The organism is Clostridium sp. UBA1056, from assembly GCA_002316385.1.
Taxonomy (GTDB): Bacteria; Bacillota; Clostridia; order Clostridiales; family Clostridiaceae; genus Clostridium_J.
In genome coordinates, this window is the sequence record DCDL01000026.1 from 1 (window position 1) to 21,638 (window position 21,638).

15 protein-coding genes are annotated in these 21,638 nt (G+C 30.1%); 3 read left to right on the forward strand and 12 right to left on the reverse strand.

Translation table 11 applies throughout. The features are described from left to right. Positions 1 to 346: 346 nt before the first annotated feature. The 9 genes from B3W71_RS08920 to B3W71_RS08960 form a co-directional block, all read right to left on the reverse strand. Positions 347 to 1,774: a serine hydrolase gene (locus tag B3W71_RS08920; RefSeq protein WP_346888602.1), complete on the reverse strand. Its 1,428-nt coding sequence runs from the start codon at positions 1,772 to 1,774 to the stop codon at positions 347 to 349. A 503-nt stretch (positions 1,775 to 2,277) separates the two neighbouring features. Beyond that, positions 2,278 to 3,246: an ABC transporter ATP-binding protein gene (locus tag B3W71_RS08925; RefSeq protein WP_346888603.1), complete on the reverse strand. Its 969-nt coding sequence runs from the start codon at positions 3,244 to 3,246 to the stop codon at positions 2,278 to 2,280. Between the two features lie 11 nt (positions 3,247 to 3,257). Then, the gene (locus B3W71_RS08930) at positions 3,258 to 4,202 is read right to left on the reverse strand and encodes an ABC transporter permease subunit (RefSeq protein WP_346888604.1); all 945 of its coding nucleotides are present in this window, start codon (positions 4,200 to 4,202) and stop codon (positions 3,258 to 3,260) included. A gap of 1 nt (position 4,203) precedes the next feature. Continuing rightward, a complete protein-coding gene (locus tag B3W71_RS08935; protein ID WP_346888605.1) occupies positions 4,204 to 5,172 on the reverse strand; it encodes an oligopeptide/dipeptide ABC transporter ATP-binding protein in 969 nt (322 codons plus the stop codon). Between the two features lie 28 nt (positions 5,173 to 5,200). Then, entirely contained in the window at positions 5,201 to 7,624 is a 2,424-nt protein-coding gene (locus tag B3W71_RS08940) for an ABC transporter permease subunit (RefSeq protein WP_346888606.1), read from the reverse strand. A gap of 682 nt (positions 7,625 to 8,306) precedes the next feature. Next, a complete protein-coding gene (locus B3W71_RS08945; RefSeq protein ID WP_346888607.1) occupies positions 8,307 to 10,037 on the reverse strand; it encodes a HAMP domain-containing sensor histidine kinase in 1,731 nt (576 codons plus the stop codon). Then, a complete protein-coding gene (locus tag B3W71_RS08950) occupies positions 10,037 to 10,723 on the reverse strand; it encodes a response regulator transcription factor (RefSeq protein WP_346888608.1) in 687 nt (228 codons plus the stop codon). The genes B3W71_RS08945 and B3W71_RS08950 overlap by 1 nt, the downstream gene beginning before the upstream one ends. Positions 10,724 to 10,772: 49 nt before the next feature. Next, positions 10,773 to 12,263, reverse strand: a complete 1,491-nt coding sequence (locus B3W71_RS08955; protein WP_346888609.1) for a hypothetical protein — start codon at positions 12,261 to 12,263, stop codon at positions 10,773 to 10,775. Between the two features lie 16 nt (positions 12,264 to 12,279). Next, a complete protein-coding gene (locus B3W71_RS08960; protein ID WP_346888610.1) occupies positions 12,280 to 14,208 on the reverse strand; it encodes an ATP-binding cassette domain-containing protein in 1,929 nt (642 codons plus the stop codon). A 1,243-nt stretch (positions 14,209 to 15,451) separates the two neighbouring features. Here B3W71_RS08960 and B3W71_RS08965 point away from each other — a divergent pair. Then, positions 15,452 to 15,637: a hypothetical protein gene (locus B3W71_RS08965; RefSeq protein WP_346888611.1), complete on the forward strand. Its 186-nt coding sequence runs from the start codon at positions 15,452 to 15,454 to the stop codon at positions 15,635 to 15,637. Between the two features lie 12 nt (positions 15,638 to 15,649). Next, complete coding sequence (locus B3W71_RS08970) at positions 15,650 to 15,898, forward strand: spore coat protein (protein WP_346888612.1); 249 nt, start codon at positions 15,650 to 15,652, stop codon at positions 15,896 to 15,898. A gap of 739 nt (positions 15,899 to 16,637) precedes the next feature. Here the strand turns inward: B3W71_RS08970 and B3W71_RS08975 are convergent. Next, positions 16,638 to 17,528, reverse strand: a complete 891-nt coding sequence (locus B3W71_RS08975; RefSeq protein WP_346888613.1) for a LysR family transcriptional regulator — start codon at positions 17,526 to 17,528, stop codon at positions 16,638 to 16,640. A 146-nt stretch (positions 17,529 to 17,674) separates the two neighbouring features. Here B3W71_RS08975 and B3W71_RS08980 point away from each other — a divergent pair, with 146 nt between their 5' ends. Continuing rightward, on the forward strand, positions 17,675 to 19,120 hold the full coding sequence (locus B3W71_RS08980) for an aspartate aminotransferase family protein (protein ID WP_346888614.1): 1,446 nt from the start codon (positions 17,675 to 17,677) through the stop codon (positions 19,118 to 19,120). 176 nt (positions 19,121 to 19,296) lie between these two features. Here B3W71_RS08980 and rlmD read toward each other — a convergent pair whose 3' ends face one another. Together rlmD and B3W71_RS08990 are read right to left on the reverse strand one after the other, a co-directional pair. Beyond that, positions 19,297 to 20,835, reverse strand: a complete 1,539-nt coding sequence (rlmD, locus tag B3W71_RS08985) for a 23S rRNA (uracil(1939)-C(5))-methyltransferase RlmD (protein ID WP_346888615.1) — start codon at positions 20,833 to 20,835, stop codon at positions 19,297 to 19,299. Positions 20,836 to 21,074: 239 nt separating this feature from the next. Beyond that, a complete protein-coding gene (locus tag B3W71_RS08990; RefSeq protein ID WP_346888616.1) occupies positions 21,075 to 21,434 on the reverse strand; it encodes a DUF1540 domain-containing protein in 360 nt (119 codons plus the stop codon). Positions 21,435 to 21,638 lie beyond the last annotated feature (204 nt).

Sequence of the window (21,638 nt, forward strand, 5' to 3'; positions counted from 1 at the left end):
CACAAAATAGACGAGCATTCTGACTTATTTATTTTTTTGAATATGCCTTATCTTATTTCTTATAATAAAAGTTAGTACTGCCTTTATTGGAGTGTTCTCAGTAAAATAGACATATAGAATGTACGATTTTCTTTAAATTTCTTTTTGAGCTATTATGACAGTCGTCAAGCTATATAAAGTTAAAGCTGCTACTTAAAAATCTTAAGTAACAGCTTTTTATTAAAAATCATAACTTGGCATTTAAATATGATTCTTATGATTCTTTTAACTCGTAAATTATTTTTAACATTCTCACTGACCTATATGTCACAATCTAAGCCTTTTCAAATAGGTCATAAATTTGTGATTATAAGCTTAATTCTTCTACTATCCTTTTACCTTCTATATTATTAGGATTTAGCTTAATAGATTTTTTATAGTTTTCTAAAGCTAACTTTTTATTACCCTGAAGTAAATACATTTCTCCTAGACTATCATAAAGGTTTGCTGATTCTGGAAATATTTCAATTGATAATTTAAGAACCTCAATGGCTTCTTTAACTCTTTTTCTTTCCAGTAAATTATAAGCAATAGCATTAAACTCATCTTCATAAACAAGATATCTTTCAATGGAATTTTGTTTTATTGTATTATATTCCTCTAAGGCTATTTTTGAGTTATTATTAAACATGGTTCTTACTATATGACTTGCAAGTGATCTCTTTATATAATCAACCTCTTCCCCTAAAAGTATATCTAAAATACCTGTGCATAGAACTTTAGTTCCAATGTAATCTGAGTTTATCATAATAACAACTGCGATCCCTTTCTCAGGTAATATTATTAAGTTGCTTCTAAATCCTGTATCCATGCCACTATGAGATTTAACTCTATTTCCCTTATATTTTCCTAAAAACCATGCCAATCCAATTTCTGAAGTATAACCACCCCAGCCTGTAGATGCATATTCTCTCCAAAGTTCTGAATAACTGTTAGATTCTAATATCTTCTTACCTTCAAATCTGCCCTTATTCATATTAGCAATAGCATAGTTACACATTTCAACTACGTTAGAACACAAAGTAGAGCTTGGCCCGTGTGATCTATTATAAGGAAAAACTTCACTAACTGTAGCACCATATCCATTTTTTATATCTAATATATGGGGACTTGTAAGTAAATCCTTTGAAACTAAAGGTTTTAAAAAATTGCTTTCTCGCATTTGTACAATACTTAGAATATTGTCTTCCATATATTTTTCAAAGGACATACCTGATACTTTTTCAATAACATTTCCTAAAATCTCATAAGCGATATTACTATAAGCAAACTTTTCTCCTGGTTCCCACATAAGCTCTCTTCCATCAATACTTCTAACGTACCTCTCTAAAGCTTCTTCATCATATTGTGGCTTATCCCATTCATAGTCATCTTCATCTGGCATACCGGATGTATGAGTTAATAATTGTCTTATTGTTATTTGCTTATATCTATCATCCTTCAGATTAAAATAAGGTAAATACTCTATTAAATATTCATCCAAGTTAATTTTTTCTTGTTCAACTAATTGCATTATTCCTGTAGCAACAAAGGTCTTTGATACTGATGCCATGTGAAAAAGAGATTTCTCATCAACAAGTTCTTTTGTATCTACATTTTTCACTCCAAAACCTTTTGTATAAATAACTTCATTATTATATACCACGCCTACTGATAATCCAGGTACAAATTCAACATTAACATATTCATTTATTATCCTATCTAAATCTCTTATCATTTTTGCTTTACTCTCCATGATATTCTCCCCCTTTAAGTATTCTTATATTATTTAATGCCTATACAAAGTTCAAAATCTTCCTAGCACCAGGAATCTGTTATTAAGTTTTTTAATAGAACAAAAGGCTATAAGATGTTATATGCATCCTATAGCCTTAAATAAACGTTATTTTATATTATAAAATACTCTTAAGATAACATATTCTTACAAGTATGTTATATAAAATTAAGATTTAATTATCGTTCTATAAAATGATTAATTCTACCTATTATTTCAAAAAAAGCATACTAAAAAACCTAATTATATAGGCATTTAAAATCTTTCTTTAACACAATTTTCAATTTAGAAAATTAATTAATAAGCACCTATTACCATTTTATTAAACCTCCTTAATTTTATCATTACAATTATATCTAACAATTTTGGATAATCAAAGTATATATAGAAAATCATCTCATTGCAATAATTCATATTAAATGTATTTTCACATTCAGTTTAGTACACTATCTATTTCTACCTTCTTAAGCATCTTCTTCATGAAGCCAACATCTAGACCAATGGCCTTTAGAAATCTCCCTTAACTCGGGTAATTCATTTCTACATTTTTCAAAGGCTTCATGACAACGATCCGAAAATCTACATCCATTTGATAACTCTGATAGATGAGGAACATATCCTTCAATTGTATCTAGCCTCTTTTTTCTATCATCTATCTTCGGAATACACTCCATCAGCTTTTTTGTATATGGATTTATAGGATTTTCGAATAGTTCTTCATTTGGTGCCATTTCCATGATTTTTCCACAATACATTACTACTACTTCATCTGCCATTTCTGCTACTACTCCCAAGTCATGGGTATTTAATATTATGGACATATTGTATTTATTCTTAAGACTACGTAGTAAATCTAAAATTTCTGCTTGAATTGTAACATCTAGAGCTGTGGTAGGTTCATCAGCTATGAGTATTTTGGGGTTGCAAGCTATTGCCATAGCTATCATAAGCCTTTGTCTCATTCCTCCACTAAATTGATTAGGAAGGTGGTTATACCTTTCTTCCCCATCTGAAATACCCACAGCCTTAATCAATTCTATAACAACTTTTTTTGAGTCTTTTTTATTAACTTTTTTATGAATCATTAAGGCTTCTGCAATCTGGTCTCCTACCTTATTCATTGGGTTTAAGGTTGACATTGGATCCTGATATATCATAGCTATTTCATTTCCCCTTATGTGCCTCATTTCCTTTTCACCTTTTTTAAGCAAGTCTTCTCCGTTATAGCATATTTCTCCTCCAATTATTTTTCCTGGAAAGTCGATTAATCCCATGATAGAGAGAGAGGTTACACTTTTTCCACTTCCAGACTCTCCGATAATTGCTATTGTTTTTCCTTTATCTAGAGTAAAGCTTATATCGTCTACAGCAGGATATTTCTTTCCATCTAAATAAAAATATGTTTTTAAATTCTTAACCCGAAGCAATGTCATATTATACCTCCTTAATAAGACTTTGTCTTAGGTAATATGATGTTTTTTAAGCTATTAAAAATCATAAAAATGAAATAGTAAAGAATTGCTAGAAATACAATAAAGGCTGTAAATGCAACTCCTGCTTCATATGGTGGAATCAATTCCGATGTATAAAAAAGTATTAGATAATATCCCATTCCTCGGAAGTAAAAAAGTCTTTCTACGATAATAAGACTTGAAAACATTATACCCATAACCGTTGGAAATCCTGATAACACTCCATATATTATGTTTTTCATCATATGGTTTTTTATAATCTGAAATCTAGAACATCCCTTTCCTTTAGCTGCAAGTATATATGGTTTTGTAAAGTTTTCTTCTATTGTAGTAGCTGCTATCCTGGCAATATATGCTGCAGGAAGTATTGCTATTGAGATTATAGGATAAATTGCACTTCCAAAGGTTTCATCTCCAAAGGCTGGCAGCGGTCCTAGTCCAAATATTGAAACTTTATTATTATATAGATATATAGCGATTCCTTGTACAAGGGCTATCGTTAAAACATCAGGTACTGAAAGAGGTATCAGAGATTGAAGCAACTTTATTGTTCCGCTTCTATCCTTTTTTCTACTGTCTATAATTCCCTTTGGAATTCCAATGATTATTGCTAAGATAGTTCCAAAAAATAATATAGATAAACTTTTCGTTGCTGTTTTAGTTAATAGCTGTCCTATAGTTTCTCCTTGAATCATAACATTAAAAGCTTCACCGTTCAAAAATACCTTAAAATTATTTTTTATATTTTCAAAAATTACATTTATTTCCATATTGGGTTTACTTATACCATTAGATGAAGTAATGCCAAAATCTACAGGTATTCCTGTTACAGCTATAACAATAAATAGGATTATAAGGAGCATTAATATATTTACAAGAATTTTTTTAACTATTATCTTCATTTTTTCAGCTGTCACTTTAACTCCTCCCCTCATCATACAAATGGCAAGAAACTACTCTTCCATCATTAAGCTCCATAAGTCCTGGCTCAATGATTTCACATTTAGCCATTTTTTCATGGCATCTATTATGAAAAGCACATCCTGATGGTATATCCATTGCACCAGGAATTTCACCTTCAAGCCGTATTCTGTTGATATTTCTGTTAGGCTCTGGTACTGGTGATGCAGACATAAGTGCTTTTGTGTATGGATGCTTTGGACAATGAAATATATCATCTACATCACCTTTTTCTACTATTTTCCCAAGATACATCACTGCTACTTTGTTACTAATGTGCTTTATTACACTTAAATCATGGGATATAAATAGATAAGATAATCCAAATTCATCTTGAATATCCATAATTAAGTTGAGTATTTGAGACTGAACAGATACATCTAAAGCTGATACTGCTTCATCGCACACCACAAATTTTGGCTTTGTTGCTAAAGCTTTAGCTATGGCAATTCTTTGCCTCTGTCCTCCACTAAACTCATGGGGTAATTTTTTACCATCCTGTCTTGATAGTCCAACCATTTCGAGTAATTTCCTTACTTCATCTTTATATTCTAACGGTGGGACTATTTTGTGTATTTGAAGTGGTTGAATCAAAATATCTTCAATAGTCATTTTATAATCTAGAGCAGAATATGGATTTTGAAAAACTATTTGCAAATCTTTTCTCAGTTTCCTAAATTCTTTGTTACTTATAGTGCTAATATCCTTTCCTTCTAAATATATCTTTCCCTCAGTTGGTTCTAAAAGTCTTAATATTAGCCTACCTATGGTCGATTTGCCACTTCCTGATTCTCCAACAAGGCCAAGGGTCTCGCCCTTCTCTATCCTAAACTCAACACCATTTACCGCATTTACAACGCCTTCATTTACACCAAAAATTTTATCTTTTATTAGAAAATGTTTTTTTAGATTTATTACTTCTATCATGGTTATTCTCCTTTTCAAAGGTTTCATACTAATCCATAATATGAGGATTCATTGTCATGGTATCTAATATAATTTGTCCAATATCGTCCATTTTCTTATAATTTATATTTTCTAAGATATCAATGCTACTATTAACTCCATCTGTGGAAGAATTTCCCACTCCCACACTTGAAAGTGCATTTAAGCTCAAATTATTCATAGCTTTTGTAGTTGTGTAATCATTATGAAATCTTTGGTATTTCACATCCATTTGTTTAAGTCGCTTTTCCATTTCTAGCCCCATAAGATAATTACTTTTGTCTCCTACCTGAGCTTTAGCTGTCATAATATTTAAATTTTCATCCTTACTATAACCTGGATAGCTTATATCAAAATAATAGTACTTATGTGATATTGCCATATTTACAGGTATATTTCTTGTTATACTATAATCATAGGAGCCATCAACATTTGAGTACTTCATAAAATCATACTCATTGTCCCAGAATATAAATTGAATTGATTTTTCCAATGGTTCCTTTGTAATAGACAACATCCTTGCCACCTCCAGTGATGTTGCAGTAGGAGTTGCTGTCATTGCATGCGGACTTTGAGTTTCATTCATATGAACACCATCATAGCTTGCTCCTATTATTATTAATTCGCCTGGATCTTCATATGTCTTGTCTTTACCAGGTAAAAACGCAGTAATATTTCGTCCATTATATTTAGGCATCTCTGGATAGTCAAGGTTTATTTCAACTTCTCTGTAACCAGTTTCTAACTCCAACCTTAAATTATCAAAGGGAACAATAATAGTGGATTTAGAAAGATATACGCTGGTGTTGGTATTGTAGCCTTCCTCTAATATAAACTGTATATCACTAACTGCTTTATTATTAGGAGTATTATGGGATTCATTTTCTGGATCATTGAAATTTCTCTCAATTGAAAAAAACTCTGTACCTTCTGGTATATTAATTATATTTTCAGGTTCTGCAGCAACTCCTTTATAATGCAATTCTTCTTTTGGCATATCATTAAATATATTTTTACTTACAGATATAATTGTAAAGTCTTTATTAAGATAGTAAATCTTTTCCTCACCTTTGTCATCTTTAAGCTTTATATACCCTGATTCAATTACCATAGGAGTCAAAGTTTCAGGCTTTGGTACAAGACTTTCATTTTTTATGCCATCTGTAGTTTCTATTAGTGGTATATCTAAGGTATTCACCTGATATCCATAGGACTTTAAGGTATCAATTATATATTCTCCAGCTAAATGTCCACCTTCAGTTCCAGCTACCCTACCTCCATATTTGTCCTTTGTAAGTTCTTCAAGATGTAATTTTGCTTGATCTATGTCAAATTCATAAATGCTTGGATGCCAAGGGATTATCACCCATGTAATAATCCCTATTATAATTAAGCTCTTGATAATTACAGGTTTATAGTATTTCTTAATGTCCTTAATTTGAGATATAAACATTTTAGGAGATATTAAATAGCCAATTTTTCTAATAGAACTAATCACTCTAGAATCTCTCTTTTGAAATTCTATTTTTAATCCTTCTCCTGTAAGGTTTATCCCAATGATTGCAATACTAAAAACCAATACAGGATAAAGGGTCATCCAATATGTTGCTTGGTATTGTCTAACATTCACTGCAATTCTGGAAAGTGTACCACCCCATTCAGGTTCTAAATTCATCTCATAATTTGATTTAAAGGCTAGTTCCTTAATTGGTCTTGTTACTCCAACAAAAATTTCAAGAACTGCTAATTGAGCAATTAGAAACAATGCCATTCCCATTTCTTTAAAGAATAAACTTATACTAGTTGGTATTATATGTGGTAAGACGTTTTGAAATGCTATCTGCAACTTTCTCTTTCCTATAGCTATCTCACCTTCAATAAAGTCCTCTTCCATAACCACCCTAGTTGAATCCTCAATCATACCAGCCAACTTTGCCCATCCCACGATGGTTAGTACTATTGCAAAGGCAAGAATTGATTTATCCATTTGTAGATTTCTGAAATATCCAATGCGCAAAATTACAAAGCTAAATATAAGCATAGGTATAGCAGTAAAAAATGTATTAAATATTTTTATTATATTTGAAATAAACTTTACGCCCATTCCTGCCGCTAATCCAAGAGGAAGAGCTAAAATCATTCTAAATATAGCTACAAGAAGTCCCAACTTTAATGTATTTCTTGTTCCATATACAAGTCTTGAATATACATCCCTTCCAGCATCATCTGTGCCAAGAATGTTATCCTTATTAGGCGGCATTGGGCTGTAAGCAAACTTCTTCACCCACTCACCCTTCTCTTTGTATTCTATATACTTAGGTGGTTCTTCAAAAAGAGGATCCTTTGATGTGAAAAGTCCTGGATATAAAGCCATGGTTGCTAGAAATATTATAATTATACTTCCAAGAAGTAATGGAAAATTTATCTTTTTCATTGCATAGGTACGCTCCTTTAAAAATAATATTCTACTTATGGGAATACTTTTCTATTGCGCCTCACTTCCAGTTAATATATTCTTAAATAATATTTTACATATTTGTTATACTCTTATCAATGAGTTTCCTTAGCCATTTCTCAACATACTTTGTAGAATTCTAATATTATTTAAATACTATTTTAATATAATAAAAAAGAGCAGTAAGCATTAGCTCACTGCCCCTCATAATATAAATTTATTCCTGTTAATTAAATAGCGAAGCTCGACAAGCTCCTACGAAAATAACAGCATTTTAAAATTTAAAAATGTTAAAATGTTTCATATATAAAATGTTAAAATGCTCCATATTAAAATAGTTTCATATTTAAAATTTTATATAACTAATAAGTTCTTCTCAATAATTCCTACATAATTGTTTATTTGTAACTATTCAGTTACTCATATTAATTGTGAAATATATACATAAGAATATCAACATTCTTTCAGAAAATAATTATATTTATTCCAGTTTTTAATTACTCATTGAGAATAATCGATATTCTAGATGTTTTTATGTTTTTATGTTTTTGTACCCTTAATCAATTTGTACTAATAGGTTTGAGTCTCCTAGAGAAATCAGTATTTTTATACGATTTATATTAAGCATGAAATATATTTACATAAAAAAGTTACCCCTTATTTATAAATTAATCAAAGGAAACTCTATTTCAAATAATATTCCTCTATTGGTATTTCTTATATCATAATTTAACTTATGAGATTCTAATATAGTCTTTACTATAGTAAGTCCTAGACCATTTCCTCCTTTATAGAGTCCTCTAGATTTATCTCTTCTATAAAACTCAGTAAATAATAGATCTAATTCACTTTTATCTATATTTACTCCTGTATTCTCTAAAGTAAAAATATAATTTTCTCCAAGTTCTTTAAGTTTAATATATATTTTTTCATTTTCTGGGGAATAATTAATCCCATTTACCATTAAGTTTTCTATTACCTTCTGCATCTCACGCTGATCTACATTTACAAATGTATCTGTTTCCATTTCAAACTCAACTTTTATATTTTTATCTTTTGATAAATTCTTAAGTCTATCATATGTCTTATATACTATCCTGCTTATATCACATATTTCTAAGTTTAATTTAAAAGAACTACTCTTAAGTTTTGTTAATTCTAACATCTCATTTAATGTTTTACCGACTTCATCTACACTGTCTATAGTAGAGTCTATACTAGAGTCTATATCGTATACACCATCTTTCATTGCCTGTAGATTTCCCTTTACAACTGTCAGAGGTGTCTTTAAATCATGAGATATATTCATCAATAAATTCTTTTGATTCTTTTCAATCTGAATCCTCTCATTATATTCTACTTCCAATTGGTTATTAGCTATTTTTAACTCTTCCATACTTTTATTTAGGTTTTCCGATATTTCCTGGACGGATTTTGCTAGCTCTTCTAACTCATTCCCTGTTTCTACGTTTAATTTAATATTAAAATTCTCATTTGCAATCTCTTTAGATGCTTCATTTATTTTTATTATAGGTTTTGTTACTACTTTTTCATATAATATTAATAATCCTCCAATTAATATAATTGCCATTAGAATTAAATATCTATTGAATTTATTAAACATATCTGCAATATCTTTTGATATCTTTACTGAGGCTATAGCTGTTATATATCCATTTTCAGATTTTCTTATTCCTATCGTATATGGCTCTCCTCCATATGTTATATCCTCTAGACTTTCATTTTCTATTTTTATATTATTTGTACTTGCATAATATCTAACTATTTGATTATGCTTATTTATATTATTTTCACTTTTTTTATAATCTATTAAAACTCCATTTATCTCTTCAGTTTCAAGTTCCTCTAGCACATTCCCTTCACCTGATGAATCTTCTATTGAAGTTACCAATTCTACCTCATTGGATTTTAATATGGCTTTACCATTTCTATAAATAGATACTTTTATAGCTAAAGGCATCTCGCTTATATTTGACTTAATTGCCTTAACTGAAATATCATCACCTAATTCTATATCTTCAAAGACCTCTTCACTAACAAGTATTTGTACTTTTCGTTCTTCTCCATTTTTATCTCTTATGACTATATAGTCATTTACAAGAGTTGAATCTATAATATTTTCAAAGTTTTTATCTATTTCAAATATAGTTATACTCTGATTTTTAGATAGTTCTTTTTGATATTTTGTTATTTCATCTTTTTCATTAAGTTTTTCATATTCTTTTAAACTATTTATAATCTGGTCTTTTTTATAATTTTTATAGTATTTTTCTAAAAATATATTTTGAAATAAATACTGACTAAGCAAAATAACTATAAGTAACAAACAATTTATCCCAATTAGTTTTGTTCTAAGTTTTTTTATTTTCATTAGTCCTCCTCAAAAGTATATCCTATAGATATAACTGTTTTTATTAGATAAGACTTATGTCTTAATTGAGTTCTAAGCTTTCTAATCTGAGTATCAACAACTCTATCACTTCCAAAATAGTCATATCCCCATATCTTATCTAAAAGTTCTTCTCTTGAAATTACTTTAGATTTATTTTTTATAAGGTAATCTAATATTTTATATTGCTTTGGTTCTAACTTAATTTCTTCATCATCTATATATACCTTCATCTTAAAAAAATCAACTTTAAAATCTCCCAATTCAAATTGATTCTCTATGTCTTCTTTTCCCTGATTTTTATAAACATTTATTCTCTCCATTAGGTTATTCGCCTTTACTAAGAGTATCTCTGGATTAAATGGCTTAGTAATATAATCATCTATCTTTAGATTATATCCTAACATCTGTGCTTCATCATCACTTCTAGCTGTTACCATAATTATTGGAACTTCTGAAGTTTTTCTAATTCTCTTAGCTATTTCAAAACCATCTAAACCTGGCAACATTAAGTCTAATATAGCTAAATCAAACTCTTGAGAATTAAAAGCTACATATCCTTCGACCCCATCTACTTGAAGACTTACATCATAACCTGATTTTTCAAAATATGCTTTCATTAATTCCCCTATTCTTAAATCATCCTCTACTATAAGAACTCTCTTCATTTTCTCATCCCTTTTCTTATAACATAAGAATAAGGTCTTAAAAAAGACCTTATTCTTCCAATATATACATTCCATCTTTTTCTACAAATTTACTACCGTATACCTGTAATGATTTTAATTGTACTGTCAGCCTATTATCTTCTATGGCTATATCTTTTTTAGGAATATTAATATAGTAATATTCATCATCGCCTGTAGTGTCTAATTCTGACATTATATCTGTTGACTTGATTAATACTCTATTATCACCTAATTTTATCTCTTTTGTTACATTCTCTAGAGTATTTTCATTACCTTTATATAGATATTTAATACTTTCACCTTGAATTTCAACATTTCCATTCTCTTCATACTTTTTAAAAACAGGTATCTTTATAGTTATATAATCTGGATTATTCATTTCTCCTGTAAATTTATCAACTCTTTCTTTTATATTAGAATTCATATCATTATAATGTTTTTCTATGTTTTTTTCCAATTCTTCGTCTCCAGCATTCTCTGTAAATCCAAACTTATCTAATAGATATTTACTTGGATTTATAAAGCCAAAGTCTTTTTCAATATTTAATGCATATATATTGGCATATCCTAATGAACCTATTGCATAAAACTCTCCATTTTTCCCCATTTCATTCACTGTATCAGGATTAATCTCATAGTTATTTTCCAAGAACTTTATTCTTGTAGACTCTTTTAACTCATCTTCACTTTGATTTATATCTTTTAATAAGGCTAGTCCTCTATATTCAAAATATCTTGGCTGGCCCTCAATTTTATCAAGCTCTGAATCTGTAATATTATTAGGATTCACTTCTAGAAACTTCTTATAAAAATAATTACCTTTTTTTATAAAATCTATTCTTTCTTCTTCAGTCTTTGCTTCTAAAGCCTTCTTATAAAAATTCATCTGTTGAGCTCTATATACCCTTGATTTAGAATCTAAAGGATACTCTACACTTCTATTGGATCCCATTAACTCTTCACCTGTTTGAATATTCTCTTCTTGTTTTGATTGTAAAACTAAGTGAATAGCTTCATGAATTATACTTTTTTCTAATTCCTCTTTTAACTCTTCCTTTGAAAGACCATTATAAGCAAATGTATCAACATTAAAAATATATGTCTTCCTATCATTGAATTCAGTAATATCAAACATTCTTGTTAATAGAGTTTTATCTTTAAATGTATCTGTTGAATACTCTATATTTTCATCAGGAGCACCATATTTATCATTCTGACTATTTATTAAATAGGCTTTATGGTTCATGTTGCTAAAAAGTAATATCTGCATCTTTGATAAATCTAACTGTGAATCTATTTTAGTCCCATTTTTAACTAATACTTTTCTAATATCATCAGCTATTTCTGGTAACACTTCTTCAATACTCTCTTTCATTTTCTCATTATAACTTTCCATAGCTTCACTTTCAATATTCTCTTCAACATTTTTATCTTTTATATTCTCACTTACTTTATTTTGACAAGCTACAGTTGTAAAAGTCATTAATCCTATTAAAAGTAAACATATTATTCTCTTCATAATCATTCCCTCATCCTTAATTTCTTCTCAATAAATCTATTGGTGATAGCTTAGATGCTTTATTTGCTGGTAATAAACTTGATATTAAGCTGACTAAAACTCCCATGGAAAAGGCTTCTATTACTGTTAAGATATTTGGAGCAAATATTGGATATCCCATACTCTTAGTAGATAATGGATTAATAATCCATAAACCTATTATAGATATTAAAACTCCAACAAATGATGCTATCATACCTAATATCAAGCCCTCAGATATAAATATCTTTTTAATATCATCTCTAGTTCCACCTATTGATATAAATAATCCAATTTCTCGCTGTCTTTCTATTACACTAATAAATAAAATAATCCCTATCATCAATGCTGATATAAATAAAATCAGCCCTGTCCCACATAAGATTAATATATTATAGTTCTTAAACATCTTAGTTAAGTCCTTTAAAATATCAGCTGGTCTTATAATAGAATATTTTTGATTATAATCTCTATACACTTCTTCCACTTCATTTGAATCTTTAAGATAGACTGTTAAATTATTTGTAGGTATATTTTCATCCGTCCCTATAAACCTAGACCTTTTAACAATATTTTTCTGTGCTTCATAGGGCATATAAGCATAGTCCTCACCTATTAATGTCTTCTTACTTATACCTGATACAGTAAGTTTTTGTGTATCCCATCTAGATGGATAATTTTTTGTTGGATCATGAGCTAAAAGTTTCGTCTCAATTTCTTGTCCCACAAGACTAGATATATCCCCATCCTTTACTAACTTCTTAGCTATATCTTCGGAAAAAACTATCTCACTTTTTCCATCCTCTGGTAACTTTCCATAAACAATCTCTGGTGTCGTATAATACTTTTTATACTCATCTTGAATTATAGACTTTACCTTATAATCTATTTCATTATCATTAGCCTTAACCTTACCATCTAAAACATATTCATCTTGTATAAGTCTTATTGATTTATTTTTACGAATATTAAAATAGTCTTCTGAATCAATTAACCCTTTCTTTGTAAAAGATAGCTTTTTATTATCAACTATCCTTTGATTAGCATATTCTGTATAGTTTCTAATCCCCTGACTAGTTCCAAGTGCTATAGAAAGACTGCATATCCCTATTATCAAACTCAAAGAAACTAAAAAATATCTAACTCTCTTTTCTATAATTCTCTTCATAGATAACTTAAAAGCAGATAATATATCAAACTTTCTATCCTTAGATCTACTCTCTTCTATATCCTCAGCCACAATAGATTCTTCTTTATTATAATTTTCAATAACCTGTCCATCTTTAAGCTCAACTATTCTACTAGCATAGTCTTTAAAATCTTCATTATGAGTTACTACAATAACTAACTTTCCTGTCTGTGAAATCTCAACTAGTAGATTCATAATATCCTCTGTAGTCTTTGTATCTAAAGCACCTGTTGGCTCATCTGCAATTATTATCTCTGGTTGTTTAACTAATGCTCTTGCTATTGATACTCTTTGTTTCTGTCCTCCGGATAATTCACTTGGCTTATGATCTATGTGATTTTCTAAACCTACTTTTACTAAAACTTGCTTAGCCCTTCTGCGCTTCTCCTTTCTATCCATAACATCCATAGACAGACCTAGTTCTACATTCTCTATTACTGTTAAATGCTCTAATAGCTGAAAATCTTGAAATATAAAACCTATTTTATCCTTTCTTAAATTAGCCATCTCTATATCTTTAAACTTAGATATATCTTTCCCATCAACAGATATAGTTCCATCAGTTGGTTTATCTAAACCTGCAATTATATTTAATAATGTTGATTTTCCTGATCCAGATTTACCTAATATACAGACAAATTCTCCTTTGCTAAACTCTAGATTTATATTATTAAGTGCCTTTAAAGGTTTTGTCTTCTCTGGATTATATATTTTATTAATATTTTCTATCCTTATCATTTAACCACTCCTTATTAACTAATATTAAAGGATGTGTTTTTAGTTTATATTTATAGGATATGTCTTTTATGTGTATATTTTGGAATAAGTTTAGATAAAAAAATACATCCAATATATCACGATATTAGGATGTAATTTCAAGCAATTAATTTATATTTTTACATTTAATGTATAAAATAAAAATTAAGTATTTATACTTTAATTAAACTAATTTATTAACTATGTGTTACAAAAGAAAAAAGCTAGTAAGGATTTTAACTCCCTACTAGCTTTTATAACTTATGAATATTTATATTAAAAGTTGAAAATACTAACTTTGTAATAAAATATATGGTTACTGGAATACCTAATTTTATTATTTAATTAATAGCTTCTTCCAAAGGTAAATACTAATGTAATGCTTAAAGTTATTAATTTACGTTCCTATTAAATATTTAAGGTACTAAAATATAAAGAGTAGTAACTACAAGATTACTACTCTTTATGTTGTGTTCGTATACAAAATTATAGTTTTATACAGGAAGCGAATAACTTTTGGTTTTAAGGATATTCATATATAATTTATATTATGCTAATACTCTTATATTTGTCATTGATACTCATAATCTACTTTTGCTTAAAATGTATAGTTAATATCATCCTATATTTTCCTTATATAATTTTTGCTAAAGAAAACAGCGTAACAAGTTATCACATATACTTGCTACGCTTTGTTTTAAATGTAGAAGTGATTATCTGCTATATAGATACAAAATATATACAAATGCAGTTACCTAATATATACTATTTATACTAAATACGTTCTACATTTTAATATATAAAATGCAATTTTAGCATAAAAATATAAATGTATCATATAAACCCCCCCTTATTAATTGGATGTATAAACAATAAGGACTAGTAATGGATTTCCCCTACTAGCCTTTAATATTATAAAATACATGAACCATTGATAAATACGAGGTGAAAATATGGATAGAAAAGGTGATTCTAATATTGAGTAACTTTTAAGATATATATTAAATAGTATTCATAGTTTAAATAAGTCTAAAGAAAAAGTTCCATCAGAGGTATTGGTTGAAAAAATCAATACCTTTTTTCTATTTAATAAATAATGATATAGAGTATACCACATAATCTCTAGTAACACTCTTATATTTTGAAATAAAGTTTAGAAATAAGAATAATATGATGAGTAAATACAAACATTAATACTGAAATATAGTAGATGGGAGGTATAGATATGGCAAATTTAAGTGAAATAGAACTACAAAATTTACGCCATTTAATTGGAGGACATTGTACTATTGAGAAGAAATTAAATTATTATGCAGATCAATGTACTGACATTCAATTAAAAGATATGCTAAAAAAAGATGCTAATGATGCAAAAACAAGTAAAGAAAAGCTAATGGCTTTCTTAGGATAGGAGATAGTTGAAATGCAAGAAAAAGAAATGATAAGTGATTATTTAGCTGGATTAGATGCAAGCTTAGCTAAATATGGCGGAATAATAGCAGAAACTGAAAATGAAGAGTTACGTAGAACTATTCAAACTCTTAGAAATCAAGATGAAGCTAGACAATATGCTCTTTCCCAAAAAGCAAAGGAAAAAGGATATTATATTCCAGCTCAGCCAGCATCAGCTAATGAAATTGCTACTGTTAAACAAGAACTTTCACAAGGATAATTTAATAAATTATAGATAATATTTAGAGTGATAATTCTATGGAAGAAAGACTATAGAATTATCACTTTTTTAGTTGATAGATACATTAAAGAATGCTTAAGGTTTCAGCTAAGCTATTACAACAGATTAATTTACTTATACTGTATAATATATTCACACTTTGTCAACATTTTCAGATAATCTGATTTTGTGATGAACTTAAAATCTTTAATAAAACTAGTTTTAATTATATCTTCTAGGTATTATACCTTTTTTCAAAATTTTATCTTTATCTAATGTTAAATAATTATTCTTAAATATTTATATTAAAAGTTGAAAATACTAACTTTGTAATAAAATATATGGTTACTGGAATACCTAATTTTATTATTTAATTAATAGTCTCTTCCAAAATTAAATACTAATCTAGTATTTAAAATTATTAATTTATGTTCCTCTTAAATATTTAAGGCACTAAAACCTAAAGAGTAGTAACTACAATTGGAAGATTACTACTCTTTATGTTGTGTTTAGTACACAGCATTATGGTTTTATGCAGAAATCGAATAACTTTTGATTTTAAGGATACCTATATATAATTTATATTATTCCATATGATAAATATACGTTCATACATTTTAATCTCCATTTATCATACTTGGGCAGTCACACCAACAAGTTCCCCAATTCTTGGAGTTTGGAGTTTATTTTTACACAAGAAGCTGTCACACTAAATATTTAGTGTGACAGCCTTATTATTTTATTCTCTTTTATAAAAATTTTGAACTATTTCAATAAACGCCTGCATTTGTGGAGTCACCCATTTATTCTTATGATAAAGTAGCTGACTACACATCTGAATGGTGGGGATATCTGTTTGAATTCGAGATAATGTGCCCTGATTAATTGCCTTTTTTACAGAAAATAGAGGCAGAAAGGAAACTCCTACGCCCTCTTCTAGAAGATGTATTATGGTTTCGGTGTTGCCGATTTCCAACACGGGTCTGATTTCCATCTCCTGTGCAGCAAGCATCCTTTCCAATTCGTAACGATAGCTTCCACCCTTTTCCGTTAATATAAATGGCTCTTTTATAATATCTCTTAGGTCAATCTTTTGTCCATCTATAAAGGAATTGTGGCTCAATGTCACAAAAACTATATCTTCCTCCTGCTGCACGGCTCGTACCCATTCTGAACCGTATATCTTTTTATCTAATGTAAAGAGCAGGTCGATGTCATTGCATTTTATCATATCTATCAATTCTTCCGTCGTAGCGGTTTTTATAACTGTCTCTACCTTTGGACAAATGTTATGAAATTGCAACAAAAGTTCAGGAAGTATAGCGGTACACAGAGATTCTACTCCCCCGATGCGAAGAGATCCCGTTGTGAGATCAGCATTAGATGCAAAGGTCTTGGCTGCATTTGTGATCATCATGATTTCATTAGCATGAAGAATGAATGCCTCTCCTCGCTCTGTCAAGTTTACTTGCTTGCCAATTCTTTCAAAAAGTTGTGTCCCAAGCTCTTTCTCCAATTGCTGCATCTGAATTGTGACGGTGGACTGAGAGTACCCCAGCTGCTCTGCTGCTCTTGAAAAATTTCTCGTTGCTGCTACCCTCAAAAAAGTTGCAATATTTCTAAATTCCATGTGCATCACCTATTAATATTTTTAATGTATATTATGAAATCTATGAATTTCACAAATATATAGTTACATGCTACTATAGGTAATAAGGGATGTCAATCTTTTAATTTGACCTTCCAAATATACTAGATATGTAAGGTGACGATAGAATGAATAAACAGGAAATGACATTAAATAATCAAGTACAACATGCAATTGAAGATTTTGTTCAGGCATTTTGTGTTGACAAGCGCGAATTAGCTTCTAATAGAATTATACAGGAAGCGGATGAAAACCAAATTTCAAAGCTGAAGAAAGTTGACATACCTGCTAAAGGATTCCCTATAAATACTGTGGTAACTAAAATGATGGAAGACGTTTATAAATATAGAGCCTACGTAAATCATCCCCGATTTTTTGGCTTCGTTCCAGGACCAGCGTCCATGCTATCCTGGTTAGGTGATGTTATGACATCGGCTTACAACATTCATGCCGCAAGTTGGGTAACAAGCCCTGCAGCAAGCTGTATCGAACAGAAACTGATCGACTGGCTCTGTGCTCAGGCTGGCTATACAAAAAAATCCGGAGGACTGTTTGTATCTGGTGGTTCCATGGCCAACATGACAGCGCTCACTGCTGCCCGTGATACGATATTGAAAGAGGAAAAACAACACTTAGGCGTTGCGTACGTTTCAGATCAAACTCACAGTTCAGTGGCAAAGGGCTTGCGCATCATCGGAATTCCAAACACCAAAATTAGGAAAATCCCCACTGATCCTTGCTTTCGAATGGATATAGATGAATTAAAAGCTGCCATTGATGCAGATATAGAGGATGGACTTGTTCCATTTGTTGTGGTTGCAAGTGCTGGAAGTACCAATACTGGAAGCATCGATCCACTGCAGGAAATCGCTTCTTTGTGTCAAAGCTATGGAATATGGATGCATGTGGATGGTGCATACGGAGCTTCTGTGCTGTTGACAAAGAAATATAAACATCTACTCAGAGGAATCGAAGCTGCGGACAGCATCAGTTGGGATGCTCATAAGTGGCTATTTCAAACCTATGGCTGCGGTATGGTTCTAGTAAAGGACAAATCAAGTCTATTCAACAGCTTCAATACCCATCCAGAATACCTCAAGGATTTGGAAGCAAAAGAAGGCGAAGTAAACTATGGGGATATGGGAATGGAACTTACACGACCAGCCCGCGGCCTGAAATTATGGTTTACTCTACAGGTGATGGGATCAGAGGCCATTAGTGAAGCAATAGAGCATGGATTCCAACTTGCAGAATGGGCAGAGGATGAACTGAAAAAGAAAAGAAATTGGGAAATCATTTCTCATGCACAGCTCGCTATCGTAAATTTCCGTTTTGCTCCGTCCAACTTAACGGAAAAACAAATAGATGAACTTAATCAAAACATCTCTAAAGCAATCATTGATAACGGCTATGCAGGTGTCTTTACTACAGAATTGAACGGTAAAAAGGTTTTGCGTATTTGTGCACTTCATCCAGACGCTAATGAGAGTGACATGAGAAACACAGTCCGTTTGCTAAACGAATATGCCCAAAAGATTTATCAATCAATGATATCAATGAAAATTAGCATATAATACTTTTAATAACTTCTGTTTTACAGATTAGGTTAACTAATGAAAATGCCGATGCATTACAGCACAAAGTTATATGTTATTAATATTTTTTCAAATATTAGAAGCTATCTTGCCACCAACCCAAAATAAGGGTGGTAAGATAGCTTCTAATCAATTTATCATCACTCTAAAGTAGCTTATTGCCTACAAAGTTTAACAACACATTCCACATGATGTCCTTGTGGAAACATATCTACTGGTTGTAGCTCTACAGCTTTATAGCCTAATCCTCCAAGAACTTTTAGATCTCTTGCCAAAGTGGCAGGATCACAGGATACATAAACTATTCTCTTTGGTTTTACTTCTGCTATAGCATGTAGAAGTGATTCCTCGCACCCCTTTCTTGGGGGATCTAGCATAATGACATCTGGATGTATTCCACCTTCTATTAGTTTTGGAATTTCTTCTTCAGATTTTCCTACTATAAATTCCACATTATTTACATCATTTATTACTTTATTTTCATTAGCATTTTCTATCGCTTCTGGTATTATTTCAATTCCAAAAACCATTTTTGCTTTTCTAGATAAGAACAATGATATAGTTCCTGTGCCACAATAAGCATCAAAAACAACCTCATTTCCTGTAAGACTCGCATACTCCAAGGCTTTTCTATACAGTTTTTCTGTTTGTACAGGATTTACTTGGAAGAATGATAATGGTGATATATTAAATCTAAATTCCCCTATATAATCTGATATGGTGTCTGTTCCCCATAAAGTAGTAGATTTATTTCCTAAAATCACATTTGTTTTATCCTTATTTACATTTTGAATTATAGATTTAAGATTTAAGATTTCTTCTCTAAGAGATTTTATAAGTGGTTTTACATTAGGTAACTTCTCTCCATTTGTAACTATTACTACCATTACCTCTTTAGTCTTAAATCCTTCTCTAATCATTATATGTCTAACTACACCACTATGGCTTTTTTCATCATAAGGCATTACTTTATATTCCTTCATCCAATCCTTAAGAAGTTTAACAACCTTATCTCCTATTTTACTTTGTATATAGCAGTGATCCATACTAATTATTTCATGGGATCTTGGAGCATAAAATCCTACTACTATATTTCCATCATTATCTCCAACTGGTAGTTGAACTTTGTTTCTATAATTATATGGAAAATCCATACCTATAGTATTATGCACCTTTAACCCTTCAATCTTTCCTACTCTCTCTATAACATCTTTTACTCTTTGAGTTTTGAAGTTAAGTTGTTCTTCATAGGATATATGCTGAAGATTACATCCTCCACATCTCTTGTAAATTGGACATATAGGTTCTGTTCTATCCTTGGAGGAAAGTATTACCTCTAATAATTTGCCTATTCCATAGGTTTTACTAACCTTTATAAGTTTTATTTTTACTGTTTCACCCTTTATTGCTCCTTTAACAAAAACAGTAAAGTTATTTATTTTTCCTACCCCTTCTCCTTCATGTCCATAGCCATCTATTTTAATTATATAATCCTTATTTTTTGCAATTTCTATATTTACATGATTATTATTTAATTCTAAAATAAGGCTTTCTATTTCGGCTTCCTTTTCTTCACTTTCAGTTTGTTCCTTTAGTATTTTTTCTTTTTCCAATGCTTCCTCTACTCTTTCTCTCTCTTGTTTTTCCGCTTCTTCTATAGCTTTTACTCTACTCATATTTTTATGTTTTTTCATAAAACCACCCTCTATTAACTTCTAATTAATATTAATTTTATCAGAAAGCTAGTTAATTAACCATAATAACCAATACGTTTTTTCTTCCACTTATAGTATTTCCTTATTTTTATAATTCTCATCAATGCTAAGAGATACTTCCTAACAAAATTAATATGGGTAGTCATGGAATAAACTTAAAATAAGAGTAACTTTAGATTATTACTTTAATTATCTAAACTTACCCTTATTTTAGCAAATTAAATTCTAAAAGTATCACAGTCCGTTCTATTATTACTTATAGCGCCTACGCCATTTATGTGTACATAGTTTGCAATACAGTCCTTATTAATGTTATATCTACAGTTTACTGCATCACACATTATCCTTGGTCCTGTCCCTCCAGCAAAATTATTAAAGCTTTGTTTTACTTCTCCTCCAATATTCATATTATATACATTTGAAAGAGAATTTTTTATTCCCATTTCTGTGAAGGTTCCGCACTGAGTATATTCACTGGAGTGAGCATTTGCTCCTTGTACATGGATACTACTTGCGGTGCACATTCCAGAGCTATTGTGTAGGCAATTAGTTGCATTACATGCTAAATTTCCATTCATTCATAGCACTCCCTCTCCTTAATTATTTTCTTAAGTATGTGGTAATACTATTATGTGGAAAAATATTTTTTTTATACAGGGGATAGGTCTAAGGCATCTTAAAATAAATAACAAGTCAAAGATGGGAAGTATATTTTGAGTTAGACAAGGAAACAGGTTCCGCAGATAGTAGCACTATCTAAGGGTTCTGTTGACGCAGTATAA